Source organism: Micromonospora sp. NPDC000668 (assembly GCF_042897975.1).
In the GTDB taxonomy this organism is placed as follows: Bacteria; Actinomycetota; Actinomycetes; order Mycobacteriales; family Micromonosporaceae; genus Micromonospora.
On the sequence record NZ_JBIAYP010000003.1, the window covers coordinates 893,095 to 906,056 of the forward strand.

The window sequence follows — 12,962 nt, forward strand, 5'->3', positions numbered from 1 at the left end:
GTCACCGCCCCCGCCGCTGCCCGGCCGCCGCCTCGTCCCGGTCGTCCGTCGCGCCGCGGTCGGTGTCCTCACCCGCGCCGTTGTCGCCAGCGCCGCTCTGGTTGCCTGAGCGGCGGCGCAGCGCGTCGGCGGAGCCGCGCAGCCGACCGGTGAGAGCGTCGACGCCGCTGCCGGCCGCCGCGGTCGCGGCAGACCGGCCGGCGTTGACGAGCGGCGCGCCGAGCCGGCTCAGGTTGCTCAGCTGGGGGGACGAATGCAGCACATCGGTGCCGCGCTTCAGCAGCCCGCCCGGGTTCTGGCTCGCCCGGCCGGCGGCGACCGCCGCGGCCAGGGTGAGCGCCGTACGCAACTTGCGGCGGCGGCCCAGCAGGTAGCCGAAGCCCACCGCCAGCCCGATTCGTGTTCCGGTCTTCATCAGGTCTCCTTCGCTCCCCGCGGGGGTCCGGACGCCTGCCCGGTGAGGGCCGGAGAAGGGCTACCGGGGAGTGGTGTGAACTGTGCCTTCGATCAGGCATCCCGTATCTACGGACCCGGCGGGCAGTACCCGGCGGCATTACTCCGAAACCGCTTCGGCAATTTCCTTAAGCTTCGGGAAAGGCCATCCGGAAATGCGGGGCGGCACGCCCCAGACCGGACTTTCAGGCGGTCAGGAGCAGGGAGAATGACAGGAGGCGCGAAGCCTCGAAATGGGCTTCAGAGCGCGGGCGGCGTCAAATCGAGGCAGATTTCGGCGCGTACCTTGCCGCCGTCCTCGCGCAGTTTCGCACCGCACTTCTTCAGCACGGCGACGGCGCCGACATTGTCCGGGGTCGTCTCGGCCACCACGGCCCGCATGCCCGCTCGGGCGGCGGCGTTCAGCAACTCGCGCAGGGCGGTGGCGCCGATCCCCTGCCCGCGTGCCGAGCGACCCAGCCACATCCCGGTCTCCACCGTGCCGGGCTCGTCACAGCGCGTCATCCGCACCATGCCCATCACCTCGCCACCGACGAGGATCGCGTACATCTGCGAGCGGGTCGGGCCGTCCAGGCCGCCGAAGCTCGCCCGGTGGAAATCCCGGAACGCCTCCCGGCGGGCGAGCGACCAGCCGGCGGGAGCCTCGACCGGAGGCATCACGTCACCCGGCTCGGCCTCGGCAGCCGCTACGGAGAGCAACGGCTCCAGGTTCCGCTCGTCCACCGGCTCCAACCGGACCGCACCCGCCACGTGCCGCAGTCTGCCGCCCTCACCGGCCGAAGTCCACCCCATTGGGCATCCACTGGCGGTCCGGCTACCGGTACCAGCCGGTCGGGCGGCCGGGGTGTTCCACCTCACGCTCTGTCGCCAGCCGGTCGTGCGGCAGATCGATCAGGCCGCCGGCCCGAACTCGCAGAACACCACCGAGGCGTCGTCGGTCGGCTTGTGCCGGCGCAGCCGGTCGGGGTGGTCGCGCTCGGCGTCCCGAACCCGATCGAGCAACGCGCCCGGGCCGTCGGCGCTCAACATGTCCAGCAGCCCGGCCCAGTCGGTCAGCCCGAACTGCTCGACCGCGCTGGACGCGCCGTCGCTGAGCAGCGCCGCCCGGCGCACCGCCGCCGGGCCTCGCCGGGGCAACGTCCCGGTCACCGCGTGGAAGGCCGCGTCCGGGTCGGCCGCCGCCACCCAGTAGCCGTGTGTGCGGTTCATCCGCTCCCGCTGGACGCCCACGGCCTGGCGAAACCGGGTGACCGGGTCGGCGGCGCCGGCCGGCACGGTGGCGACGGTTCGGCGCAGGTCGGCCATCGCCGACTCCAGCCGATCGTCGGTCACCACGCTGACCTGGCCGCCGGCGTCGAGCACCAGTGGGCTGTCGCAGAGCACCAGGTAGTCCACCTGGTCGCCACAGTCACGCAGCAGGCAGACGGTGCTGGACGGTGTGCCGGGATGGTCGAGATCGCACTGCCCGCCGTGGTCGGCGCGAACGGCGAGAATGGCTGCGGCCAGGTTGCTGGTCAGCCTGGCCGACGGGCGCGCCGCCTCGGCCACGCCGAGCCGGGCGGCCAGGTGCCGGACGTACCACTCCGGCCCGTGCACACAGCCGGTGTCGAAGCCCTCCGGCACGGTGGCGCCGTCCAGGACGCCGACCAGCGGGCCGAACCGGAAGACCAGGTCCTCGTTCACCGGACGGCCGGGGGCCGGCGCGGACGCGGAACGAACCCGCATCGGTGCCGGCCCCGGCCCGCTCGGGTCAGCGCTGCCGGAGGTCGTCGGCTGCCGCATGCGCCTGCCCCTGCACCTGACCGGCGGATGACCGGCTCTGCTCCCGGACCGCCGACATCCCCTGCTCGGCGGTGGACCGCACCGACTGCGCCGCCTGCTGCGCGGGCTCGCGCAGGTTGTCCTGCATCTGGTGCCCGACCTGGCTCGCCTGTTCGCGCAGCTCACCGGAGTGTTCGGTCACCATGCTCCGGGCCTGGCCGGCGAGTTGCCGTTCCCGCCCGCTCGGTGGGACCAGCGAGGCGGCCAGCAGCCCGACGCCGAAGGCGACCAACCCAGCCGCCAATGGATTGCCCTGCGCCTGCTCGCGGGTCTGCCGCCCGAGCGACTGGGCCTCGTCCCGCGCCGAATACATCGCACCCCGCGACTGCTGCCCCAACGACCGAGCCTCGTCGCGTACCGAGCCGGCCATGTGCGACATCCGCTGGCTGGCCTCCTGACCGCCATGGCTCGTGCTGCCCATCACCTTCTCCTTCGCTCGGGTGAACGCGCCACGGGCCTCGCTCACGCGATCACCGGCGATCCGACGCGGATTCATCCTGTCGGTCAGCGCGTCGACATCGTTGCTCAACTCGTTGCGGGTGGTCTCGATCTCCCGCCGGATCCGATCCGGATCACTGGACATGACCTGTTTCCTCCCGACTCGTTCACCGACCCCGCATGGCGTCCGGCAGTTCCCGGGCGGTCTGCTTCGTCCGGGGCAGCACCGCACGTGCCGCCCTCAGTTGGCTCCGCGCGTTGATGAAGAGGCCAGCGGCGACGACCGCCCAGATGATCGCGACGATCAGTGCGGCCCAGCCCTGGTCCATCGTGTTGGACAGCCCCCACCAGGCGGCGTACGACACGAACAGCACGGCCAGGAACCCGGCCAGCCCCGCCCCGCCGAACATGCCACCGGCCTTGCCGGCCTGGCTCGCCTCCTCGCGGAGCTCAGCCTTGGCCAGCTCGACCTCCTTGCGCATCAGCGTGGAGAGGTCCCGGGTCACGTCACCCAGCAGGTCGCCGACCGAGGCCTGGGTCCGCTCCTTCTCCGGGGCGCTCACGGTGCCACCCCGCCCGGCAGGTCCCGCTCCGGCCGGCCGGCCGGCGAGGCGTTCTGCGCCCGGGCCACCCCGCTGTACGGCTGCTCATACTGCTGCGGCCCGGCCCCGGCTGCCTGGCCCTGTGGGGCCGGTGGGCCGCCTGACATCCCTCCATCGCCACTGCTGGTCAGACCACGGGTGAGCCGCCCGACCAGCAACCCGGCCACCGCAGCGCCGGCTAGGAAGGTGCCGGGATGCTGCCGGGCGTACGTACGCACGTCGTCCAGCACCTCACCGGGCTCCCGTCCGTCGAGCCAACCGGCGGCACGTTGGGCGGCGTCCGCCGCCCGGCGGACCGCCTGGCCGGCCAACCCGGAGTCGCCGTCCCGTTCGGCCATGGAGTTGAGCCCCTGGCCCAGGTCGCGCAGCCCGTCGACGGCCCGTTGCTGTTGCGACCGGGCCTGCTCACGCAGCTGGTTGGTGGCCTCCCCGGTCAGGTGCTGGGCCTGCTGGCGCGCCTCGGTCGCTACCTGCCCACCCTGCTCAGCGGCGGCGTGGGCGACCTGGCCGCCGGCCTGTGCGGCCTGCTGCCCGACCCGAGACGCCTCCTGCCGAGCCTGCTGCCCGGTGCCGGTCGCACCCTGCGATGGCCGGCTCGGGTTGGTACCCGTCATAGCCCCTCCCCCCGTCGGCCCGGAGCCCCCTGACGGCGGCCCGGTACCCGTCCCGCCTACCCGTCGCATCTGGCGACATGCTTTCGCCGGCTGCGACGGACCGGGCACCTGGGAGGCGGTTCGCAAGTGGGCATCATTCACCGATGGCGCAACGTTCTTCGCCATCCGCCGCAACGGACGCGGTCAGCGGCGGCGGTTGCGGGCGCGCGACGAGCGGAGTCGACGGAGCCGGCCAATCAGCACGGGGTCGGCGACGAGTGCCGCCGGGTTGTCGAGCAGCGCGTTGAGGAGTTGGTAGTACCGGGTCGAGGACACCCCGAAGGTGTCCCGGACGGACTGCTCCTTGGCGCCTGCGTGCCGCCACCACTGCTGCTCGAAGGCGAGGATGGCCCGTTCCCGCTCGGTCAACCCCGCCGCCGACGCGGTGGGTTCGGCGTCGTCCCTGGCATCCGGCGCGAGGTCGTCGGTGTTCTCGTCGGCCGGCGCCGGCCGGGGTGTCGGGACGATCGGCCCGCCACCAGCCGCCACGTGGCCCGGACGAGCGTCGGTGGACGGCTCGGGGGCGGCGGGGGTGGCGTCGGCGGGCATGGCACTCAGCCTAACCAGGGTCGACCCGGGTCGCAGCAGGCGGCGCGGCCGGCGCCGCACCGCCGGGAACCCCGACGGCCGGGCCGGCCGCGCCGCACCGGTCAGGAGATGTCGCGCCGACGGATCGCCCAGAGGGCCGCGCCGAGGATCACCACCACCCCGACGGAGAGCAGCACCGAGGACTGCTGCCAGGTGATGTCCAGGGTCTCCGGCTTGCACTCGCCGTAGTAGGTGGCGTTACAGGAGTCCCAGTCCTGCAGGGTGACCGTCTTCGTCATCCAGGCCAGCACGTACGTGGGCAGCAGCCATGCCTCGGTCCACCGCACATTGGCCATCTCCAGCAGGATGCCCAGGCCGAACTGGCCGACCACCATCACCGCCACCACGCCGCCGAGAGCCATCGCGGTGTGCCGGCCCAGCGAGGCCAGCGCGAAGCCGATGGTGGTGAGCACCAGTACCAGCACGACACCGCGCAGCCCGGTGAGGGCGAACGACTGCCAGGCCCCGGAGGTCATCTTCTCGGTGCTACCCCGGAACGCGGCGACCGCCCAGAACCCGGCGAACCAGAGCACTGCGGCGGGCAGCGTCACCGCCAGAATGCCGGTGAGCAGCGCGGCCAGTTTGGTGAGCAGCACGGTGAGTCGCTTCGGCCGCCAGAGCAGCAGGTTCATCATGCCGCCGGTGCTCCACTCGGCGCCGACGAAGGACGCGCCGACCACGAACCCGACCAGGGCGAGGATCGCCGCGAACGGGATCAGCGTCTCGGGGAACGTCTCACGGAAGTTGAACGTGGAGGGCAGGAACCACTCCGCCTGGATCTGGTCGCGGGGCGGCGGCGTGATCACCGAGCAGTCGTCGGGGTAGCGGCCGTCGTTCGGCGTGCCGGCGGTCTTGGCCTGCTCGCAGTTGACGCGCTCCTGCTCGCTCCAGCGCACCTGCTCCTGGTAGCTCTGCTCGGCCTGGCGCTCGGCCTGGGCCAGCTGATCGGTGCCGATCTTCTGGTTCGTGAAGAACACCCCGATCACCACTGCGGCCAGCACCAGCAGGCCGAGCAACGACATGTAGCGGGTGAAACGCCGCTTGGCCAGCCGGCGCAGCTCCGTACGATAGAGGCTCACGCGCCCCACCCTCCTCCGGTGGCGGGCTGACCCGTCCCACCGACCTTCGTGGACTCGTCGACCTGCCGGTTCTGTCCGGGTACCGGCGCGGTGGCGGTCAGTTCGAGGAAGACGCTCTCCAGGTCCACGGCGACCGGGGCCAGCTCGCTGACGTAGAGGTTGTGCTCGGCGAGCAGCCGGGTCACCGTGGCCGGCTTGTCGACGCCGGCCAGCATCAGGTGGTCCGGGTGGCCGGTGACCCGGATCCCGGCCCGGGTGAGCGCGTCGGTGGCCGCCGGCAGGTCGCTGACCGCCTCCAGCCGGACCAGGACGGCACCGGACGAGTGCTGGGCGAGCACCTCGTCGACCGGGCCGAAGGCGACCCGCCGGCCCAGCGAGATGATGGTGACCGAGTCGCAGATCAGCTGGATCTCGCCGAGGATGTGGCTGGACAGCACCACGGTCATCCCGGATTCGGCGAGCGTCCTCATCAACGTGCGCATCTCCCGGATGCCGCCCGGGTCGAGGCCGTTGGCCGGCTCGTCGAGGATGAGCAGATTCGGGTTCTTCAGTAGGGCGGAGGCCACGGCGAGCCGCTGCTTCATGCCCAGCGAGTACGTCTTGACCCGCTCGCCGGCCCGGTCGCGCAGCCCGACGAGCTCCAGCACCTCGTCGACCCGGGTGACCGGCACCTCGCCGGCCCCGGCCAGCAGAGACAGCGTGTCCCGCGCCGAGAAGTGCGGGAAGAACTGCGGGCTTTCCACGATGGCGCCGACATGACCGGCGACGGTGGGCAGCGCGTCGGGCACCTCGTGCCCGAGCAGCGCCATCCGCCCGCCGTCGGGTCGGATCAGGCCGAGCAGCGTACGCAGCGTGGTGGTCTTGCCGGACCCGTTGGGACCCAGGAAGCCGTGCACCTGCCCCGCGTCGACCCGCATGTCGAAACCGTCGAGCGCGTTGCGGGTGCCGCGTCGACGACTCTTGTACGTCTTACGTAGACCTTCGATCTCCAGGACAGCTGGCAAGCTGCACCTCCCCCGATGATGGGCGTGACAGCCGACACCATACGCGGTATGCAGCGGTGCGCAATACGCGGTATGCATCGGCGCGCCGAAGGAGGTAATTGATAGACGGAGAGTGACCGGTCAGGCGCAGACGACCTGCACGCCGGCGGCGCGGAACGCGTCCACCACCTCCGGGGCGGCGCCGGAGTCGGTCACCAGCGTCTCCACCCGCTCGACCGGGCAGATCCGGGCGAAGGCGTGACCCCCCAACTTGGACGAGTCCGCGATGATCACCACCCGCTTGGCGCGGGCCACCATCAGGTTGTTCATCGCCGCCTCCCCCTCGTGGTGGGCGGCGGCGCCGAGCTGCGGATCGATCGCGTCCACACCGAGCAGCGCGACGTCCAGGGTGACCTCACGCAGCAGCGCCCCGCCCAGCGGGCCGACCAGCTCGAACGACTTGGGACGCACCACCCCGCCGGCCACCACGACCTTCATCCGCGACCGGACCAGCAGTTCGTTGGCGATGTTCAGCGCGTTGGTCACCACGGTGAGCTGGGCACCCTCGGCGCTGGTGTTCAGATCCGGCCGGACGGCCAGTGCCCGGGCCACCTCGGTGCTGGTGGTGCCGCCGTTCAGGCCGACCACGGTGCCGGGCGTGACGAGCGCCGCGGCGGCGGCGCCGATCCGCTGCTTCTCCGCCGAGTGCTTGGCGGTCTTGTAGCGCAGCGGCAGGTCGTACGAGACCCCGTTGGCCACCGCACCACCCCGGGTCCTGGTGATCATCTGCTGCTGGGCAAGCTGGTCGAAGTCACGGCGAATGGTGGCCTGGGAGACGTCCAGCCGCTCAGCGGCCGCCTCGACGCTGACCCGGCCGTTGTCGGTCAGCATCTCGAGCAGGGCGTTCCATCTGGCGTACCGGTCCACCGCGGGGGTCCTCCCACTGACTGCACGAACGGTGATTGATTGCGTGCACACTAGTGCGCGAAACTAGGCTTGCGCAAAAGACCGGCCTGCGCGATCGGCTGGTCGGTTGCCACGGCCACCCAGTTTCGCGCAGAATGACGCGCGAAATACGGGTGTAACGAGCCGTATTGCGCACCGGCCGGCCCTGCGAGGAGTTTCCCATGGCATACGTGGACGCGGAGATCGCGAGCCAACCCGACTGCTGGCGGGAGGCGGCCGACCTGGCCGGCGTCGTGCGTGGTGATTTGCCGCGCCCCGGCGAGCGGGTCGCCGTCGTCGGCTGCGGCACGTCGTGGTTCATGGCGATGGCGTACGCGGCCCGCCGCGAGCAGGCCGGCCAGGGCGAGACCGACGCGTTCCAGGCATCCGAGTTCCCCGTCGGCCGCCGCTACGACCGGCTGATCGCTATCACCCGTTCCGGCACCACCACCGAGGTGCTGGAGCTGCTGGCCGCGCTGCGCGGGCTGGTGCCCAGCACCGTCATCGTCGGCGACCCGGCGTCCCCGGCGGTCGACCTGGCCAACGCCGCGGTGACCATGCCCTTCGCCGACGAGCGATCGGTGGTGCAGACCCGCTTCGCGACCACCGCGCTGGCCCTGCTCCGGGCCAACCTCGGCGACCCGGTGACCGCCCTCGCCGCCGACGCCGAGGTGGCCGTGCGCGCCCCGCTGCCGATCGATCCGGCCACCATCGGGCAGGTCACCTTCCTCGGTCGGGGGTGGACGGTCGGGCTGGCCCAGGAGGCCGCGCTGAAGTGCCGCGAGGCGGCCACCTTCTGGGCCGAGGCGTACCCGGCGATGGACTACCGGCACGGACCCATCTCGATCGCCGCGCCCGGCCGGCTGGTCTGGGCGTTCGGCGAACTGCCCGACGGGCTGCCCGAGGACGTGGCCGCCACCGGCGCGGCCTTCGTACACAGCCGCACGCACGGGTGCCGCACGGTGCTGGGCAGTTGGGCCGCCGGCCGGACCCCGGTCGACCCGATGGCCGACCTGATCCTCGCCCAGCGCTTCGCGGTGGCCCTGGCGACCAGCCGGGGTCTCGACCCGGACGCGCCCCGTCACCTGACCCGGTCGGTGGTGCTGGCGTGAGCGAGCGCAGCGAGCGAACCATCAGGCACAGCAGCGTGGCGCGGAGCGTCGGCACGGAGCGCAGCGGAGTGCCGACGTGAGCGACGGCCACGCCGTGGGCACCGACCGGGTGGTCGTCGCGCTGGACGTCGGCGGCACCGGCATGAAGTGCGCCCTGGTCCGACCGGACGGCGTCGCGGTACACACCGAACGGCACTCCACCGACGCCGCGCGCGGCCCGGCCGCCGTGGTCGGCACCATCCTGGACGTTGCCGAGGGGCTGGCCGGCAAGGCGCGCGCCGACGGGCTCACCCCGGTCGCGCTCGGCATCGCCGTGCCCGGGGTGGTGGACGAGGCGCGCGGGGTCGCGGTCTGGTCGGCGAACGTGGGCTTCCGGGACGTACCGCTGCGGGACCTGGCGGTGGCGCGGCTCGGCCTGCCCACGGCGCTCGGCCACGACGTGCGGGCCGGTGGCCTCGCCGAGGCCCGGCTCGGCGCCGGCCGCGGCACCGGCCACGTGCTCTTCGTGGCGATCGGCACCGGCATCGCCGCCGCGCACGTGGTCGACGGCACGGCCGCCGTCGGCGCTCACGGCGCTGCCGGGGAGATCGGCCACATCCTGGTACGTCCCGGCGGCCCGCGCTGCGGCTGCGGTCGGCCCGGCTGCCTGGAGGCGGTCGCCTCCGCCTCCGCGATCGGCCGCCGCTACGTGGAACTGGCCGGCGGGACGCCCGCCGAACCGGTCACGGCGGCCGAGGTGGCCGAGCGGGCCGCAGCCGGCGAGCCGCTCGCGGGCCGGGTCTGGCAGGAGGCGGTCGAGGCACTGGCCGACGGCCTGGCCTCCGGGCAGGCGCTGTTCGACGTGTCGACGATCGTGCTCGGCGGTGGCCTGGCGCAGGCCGGGCACCGGCTGCTCGACCCGCTGCGGACGGCGCTGCACGAACGAATGACCTTCCACCGGGAGCCGCGGCTGGTCGCGGCAGCCCTCGGCGACGAGGCCGGCTGCCTCGGCGCCGCTCTGCTCGCCCTGGACGCCGCCGGCGTCCGTGACCATCAGGAGAAGCGATGACCGTGCGGGTGAACGGCCGAGTGGTGACCCCGACCGGTGTCATCCGGCAGGGCTGCGTCGAGTGGGACGGCGACCGGATCACCGCGGTGGCCGAATACCCGTCGGTCCGCGACGGGCACTGGATCCTGCCCGGCTTCGTCGACATGCACACCCACGGCGGCGGCGGGCACACCTTCACCACCGGAGACGCCGACCAGGCCCGGTCCGCGGCGGCGTTCCATCTGGGCCACGGCACCACCACTCTGCTGGCCAGCCTGGTCAGCGCACCCTTCCCGCTGATGCGCGCGGCCACCGAGGCGTTCGCACCGCTGGTCGACGCGGGCGTGCTGGCGGGCATCCACTTCGAGGGGCCCTACCTCTCCGCCGTCCGCTGTGGGGCGCAGAACCCGGAGTACCTCCGCGACCCGTCCACCGACGAGCTGGCCGAGTTGATCGAGCTGGGCGGGGGCGGGATCCGGATGGTCACCCTCGCCCCTGAGCGGGACGGCGCGCTGGAGGCGATCAAGCTGCTCACCGCCCACCGGGTGGTGGCCGCGGTGGGCCACACCGACGCCACCTACGAGCAGACCCGCGCCGCGATCGCCGCCGGCGCCAGCGTCGGCACCCACCTGTTCAACGGCATGCGGCCGGTGCACCACCGCGAGCCCGGCCCGGTGGTGGCCCTGCTCGACGCACCCACCGTGGTCTGCGAGCTGGTCGCCGACGGGGTGCACCTGCACGACGGCATGCTGACCTTCGCCACCACGACCGCCGGCCCGGACCGGGCCGCGCTGATCACCGACGCGATGGCCGCCGCCGGTATGCCCGACGGCGAGTACGAGCTGGGCGGTCAGGTCGTCACCGTGGCCGACGGGGTGGCCCGGCTGGCCCGCGACGGAGCGATCGCCGGCAGCACCCTGACCATGGACGCGGCGCTGCGGCACGCCGTGGAGGCCGGCATCCCGATCGCCGACGCGACGCGGATGGTGGCCACCACCCCGGCCCGCGCCATCGGCCTGGGCGACCGGGTGGGCTCCCTTCAGGTCGGCCTCCGCGCCGACCTGGTGGTGCTCGACGAGGACCTGAACGTGGTCCGGGTGCTGCGCGGCGGCTCCTGGGTGGAGTGACGGGCGCTCTGCCCGGCCTGGCGGCACCGGCGAATCCGAAGCCCCAGGCTCGGGTCAGCCGAGGGTGGAGACCTCGACGCCGAGCACGGCCTGCTCGTCGGGGCGATGCACCAGCACGTCGGCCAGGTACGACTGGACCGCGTGGCGCATCCCGACGTCCCGGCCGGCCCGCTCGGAGAGCAGCCACTTGTGCTCGATGATCTGCGCGAACAGCTCCTGCGGCTCCAGCTTGCGGCGCAGGTGCGCGGGCACCGCCCGGACCACCGGCTCGAAGACCTCGGTGAGCCAGCGGTGCGCCGCCTGCTGCTCGTCGTTCAGGTCGCTCTCCGCCCGGTAGGCGTCCAGGTCGTTGAGCAGCTTGCGCGCCTGGTTCTCCTCGGCGTCCAACCCGGTGAGTCGCAGCAGCCGCCGGGTGTGGTAGCCGGCGTCGACCACCTTCGGCCGGACCAGGTAACGCCCGTTGTCAATGGTCGACATGGCCACCTCGGCCACGTCGAAGCCCAGGTCGTTGAGGCGGCGGATCCGGCCCTCGATGTCGTGCCGGGCCTCCCGCTCGACCGCCTGCTCGTAGGTGATCTCGTGCCAGAGCCGCTCGTAGCGCTGCACGACCTCCTCGCAGACCAGCTCCGGGTCGATGGACTCGTGCAGCAGGCCAGCGGCCTGCAGGTCCAGTGCCTCGCCAAAGATGTTGACCCGGGCGATCTCCAGATCCTCGCCGCGCTGGCCGTTGGAGAGTGAGTTGTGCAGCGCGCCCGTCTCCGCGTCCACCAGGTACGCCGCGAAGGCGCCGGCATCCCGCCGGAACAGCGTGTTGGACAGCGAGCAGTCGCCCCAGAAGAAACCGGTCAGGTGCATCCGCACGATCAACGCGGCGAGCGCGTCGAGCAGCCGGCTCATCGTCTCCGGCCGCAGGGTGTGCGAGAAGAGCGCCCGGTAGGGCAGTGAGAACTGCAGGTGCCGGGTGATCAGCACCGATTCGAGGGGTTCCCCGTCCTCGGTCTGCCGGTCGGCGACCACCGCCACGGCCTCGACCGACGGGAAGTCGATCCGCTCCAGGGCCCGGAGCAGGTCGTACTCCCGTTCGGCGATCCGCTCGCGAGTCTCCTTGAACGCGTAGACGTACTCACCCAGCCGGACGAACCGGACGATGTGTCGGGAGATGCCCTGCGGCAGGGCCACCAGGTGCTGGGCAGGCCACTCCTCCAGCGGTGTCGACCAGGGCAGGTCGAGCAGCGCCGGGTCCACGAGGGCAGACGTGATCCGCACGGGCACAAGCATGACTGGTCTCCCCCCACATCCGCCTCTCATCGTGGCTGGGCACACAGCGCGGGACGGCGGCCTCGCCCGGTGCCGGTAGCGTGGTCGCGTGCGGGAGACCACAGCGGTACGACGTCACCTGCGGCTACGGCCGGTCCGGCCGGCCGGCTGGTGGTTCGATGCCCTGCTGCTGCTGGGGCTGGTCGGGCTGACCGTGGCGCTCGCCGCGGACCAGCTCTTCGGGCTGGACCGGGCGGTCGCCGACTGGGCCGACGGGCATCGGCCGGCGGTCGCGTACTGGGCGGCCCGGGTGCTGAACCTGCTCGGCCAGGGCACCCCGCTGACCTTGATCGCCGCCGGGCTGGGTGTGCTGCTGGCCGTCCGGCTCCGGTCGCTGCGACCGGTCCTGCCGCCGGTGGTCGCGTTCGGGCTGACCTATCTGACCATCGGCCCGCTCAAGGTGTGGACCGCCCGGGCGGCGCCGAGCGCGAGCGTCAAGGAGCCCTACCTGCCACCCGAGCAGACCCTGCCGCTGTTCCACGACGACCTGCCGGTCCGGTTCGCCCAGTCCTACCCGTCGGGGCACGTCGCCAACGCGATCGTCTGGTACGGCGTCATCGCGCTGCTGCTCGTCCCACTGGCGCGCAGCTTCGGCCGGCAACTTCCGGCCCGGCTGGTCATCGTGATCCGCGTGGTGCCGCCCCTGGCGGTGCTCACCACCACCACCTACCTGGGCTGGCACTGGCTGACCGACTCGGTGGCCGGGCTGCTGCTCGGGCTGATCCTGGACCGGCTGCTGCACCGGGCACCGTGGGACAACCTGCCGCTGCCCGGCCGGCTACGCCAGTGGGACCGGCCGTTCACCTCGTACCCCTAG

15 protein-coding genes are annotated in these 12,962 nt (G+C 72.7%); 4 read left to right on the forward strand and 11 right to left on the reverse strand.

Annotated features, from left to right (window positions below; genetic code table 11):
- Window position 1: 1 nt before the first annotated feature.
- The 10 genes from ACFY29_RS20445 to ACFY29_RS20490 all read right to left on the reverse strand — a co-directional run bounded on the left by ACFY29_RS20445 (window position 2) and on the right by ACFY29_RS20490 (window position 7,544).
- Window positions 2-415: a hypothetical protein gene (locus tag ACFY29_RS20445; RefSeq protein ID WP_386988261.1), complete on the reverse strand. Its 414-nt coding sequence runs from the start codon at window positions 413-415 to the stop codon at window positions 2-4.
- A gap of 278 nt (window positions 416-693) precedes the next feature.
- A complete protein-coding gene (locus ACFY29_RS20450; RefSeq protein WP_386988264.1) occupies window positions 694-1,203 on the reverse strand; it encodes a GNAT family N-acetyltransferase in 510 nt (169 codons plus the stop codon).
- Between the two features lie 141 nt (window positions 1,204-1,344).
- Window positions 1,345-2,235: a hypothetical protein gene (locus tag ACFY29_RS20455; RefSeq protein ID WP_386988267.1), complete on the reverse strand. Its 891-nt coding sequence runs from the start codon at window positions 2,233-2,235 to the stop codon at window positions 1,345-1,347.
- Window positions 2,204-2,857 (reverse strand): DUF3618 domain-containing protein, encoded by a 654-nt coding sequence (locus ACFY29_RS20460; protein ID WP_386988269.1) that lies wholly within the window; start codon window positions 2,855-2,857, stop codon window positions 2,204-2,206. Before ACFY29_RS20460 ends, ACFY29_RS20455 begins: the two co-directional genes overlap by 32 nt.
- A gap of 22 nt (window positions 2,858-2,879) precedes the next feature.
- Entirely contained in the window at window positions 2,880-3,275 is a 396-nt protein-coding gene (locus ACFY29_RS20465; RefSeq protein WP_328421000.1) for a phage holin family protein, read from the reverse strand.
- Window positions 3,272-3,928, reverse strand: coding sequence for a hypothetical protein (locus tag ACFY29_RS20470; protein ID WP_386988273.1), 657 nt, complete (start codon window positions 3,926-3,928; stop codon window positions 3,272-3,274). Before ACFY29_RS20470 ends, ACFY29_RS20465 begins: the two co-directional genes overlap by 4 nt.
- Before the next feature lie 183 nt (window positions 3,929-4,111).
- Window positions 4,112-4,516 (reverse strand): DUF3263 domain-containing protein, encoded by a 405-nt coding sequence (locus ACFY29_RS20475; RefSeq protein ID WP_328421004.1) that lies wholly within the window; start codon window positions 4,514-4,516, stop codon window positions 4,112-4,114.
- A gap of 101 nt (window positions 4,517-4,617) precedes the next feature.
- On the reverse strand, window positions 4,618-5,634 hold the full coding sequence (locus ACFY29_RS20480; RefSeq protein ID WP_386988276.1) for an ABC transporter permease subunit: 1,017 nt from the start codon (window positions 5,632-5,634) through the stop codon (window positions 4,618-4,620).
- On the reverse strand, window positions 5,631-6,638 hold the full coding sequence (locus tag ACFY29_RS20485; protein ID WP_386988279.1) for an ATP-binding cassette domain-containing protein: 1,008 nt from the start codon (window positions 6,636-6,638) through the stop codon (window positions 5,631-5,633). Before ACFY29_RS20485 ends, ACFY29_RS20480 begins: the two co-directional genes overlap by 4 nt.
- 120 nt (window positions 6,639-6,758) lie before the next feature.
- Window positions 6,759-7,544, reverse strand: a complete 786-nt coding sequence (locus tag ACFY29_RS20490) for a DeoR/GlpR family DNA-binding transcription regulator (protein ID WP_053654382.1) — start codon at window positions 7,542-7,544, stop codon at window positions 6,759-6,761.
- Window positions 7,545-7,744: 200 nt separating this feature from the next.
- On the opposite strand from ACFY29_RS20490, the gene ACFY29_RS20495 reads away from it, so the two are divergent.
- From ACFY29_RS20495 to nagA, 3 genes are all read left to right on the forward strand, one after another.
- The gene (locus tag ACFY29_RS20495) at window positions 7,745-8,674 is read left to right on the forward strand and encodes a sugar isomerase (RefSeq protein ID WP_328421013.1); all 930 of its coding nucleotides are present in this window, start codon (window positions 7,745-7,747) and stop codon (window positions 8,672-8,674) included.
- A gap of 76 nt (window positions 8,675-8,750) precedes the next feature.
- Window positions 8,751-9,722 (forward strand): ROK family protein, encoded by a 972-nt coding sequence (locus ACFY29_RS20500; RefSeq protein WP_386988283.1) that lies wholly within the window; start codon window positions 8,751-8,753, stop codon window positions 9,720-9,722.
- Window positions 9,719-10,828: an N-acetylglucosamine-6-phosphate deacetylase gene (gene nagA, locus ACFY29_RS20505; protein ID WP_328421017.1), complete on the forward strand. Its 1,110-nt coding sequence runs from the start codon at window positions 9,719-9,721 to the stop codon at window positions 10,826-10,828. The genes ACFY29_RS20500 and nagA overlap by 4 nt, the downstream gene beginning before the upstream one ends.
- A 54-nt stretch (window positions 10,829-10,882) precedes the next feature.
- On the opposite strand, the gene ACFY29_RS20510 is transcribed toward nagA, so the two are convergent.
- Complete coding sequence (locus ACFY29_RS20510; protein WP_328421019.1) at window positions 10,883-12,106, reverse strand: DUF4032 domain-containing protein; 1,224 nt, start codon at window positions 12,104-12,106, stop codon at window positions 10,883-10,885.
- 118 nt (window positions 12,107-12,224) lie between these two features.
- Between ACFY29_RS20510 and ACFY29_RS20515 the strand changes: the two genes are divergently transcribed.
- Window positions 12,225-12,962, forward strand: coding sequence for a phosphatase PAP2 family protein (locus ACFY29_RS20515; RefSeq protein ID WP_386988532.1), 738 nt, complete (start codon window positions 12,225-12,227; stop codon window positions 12,960-12,962).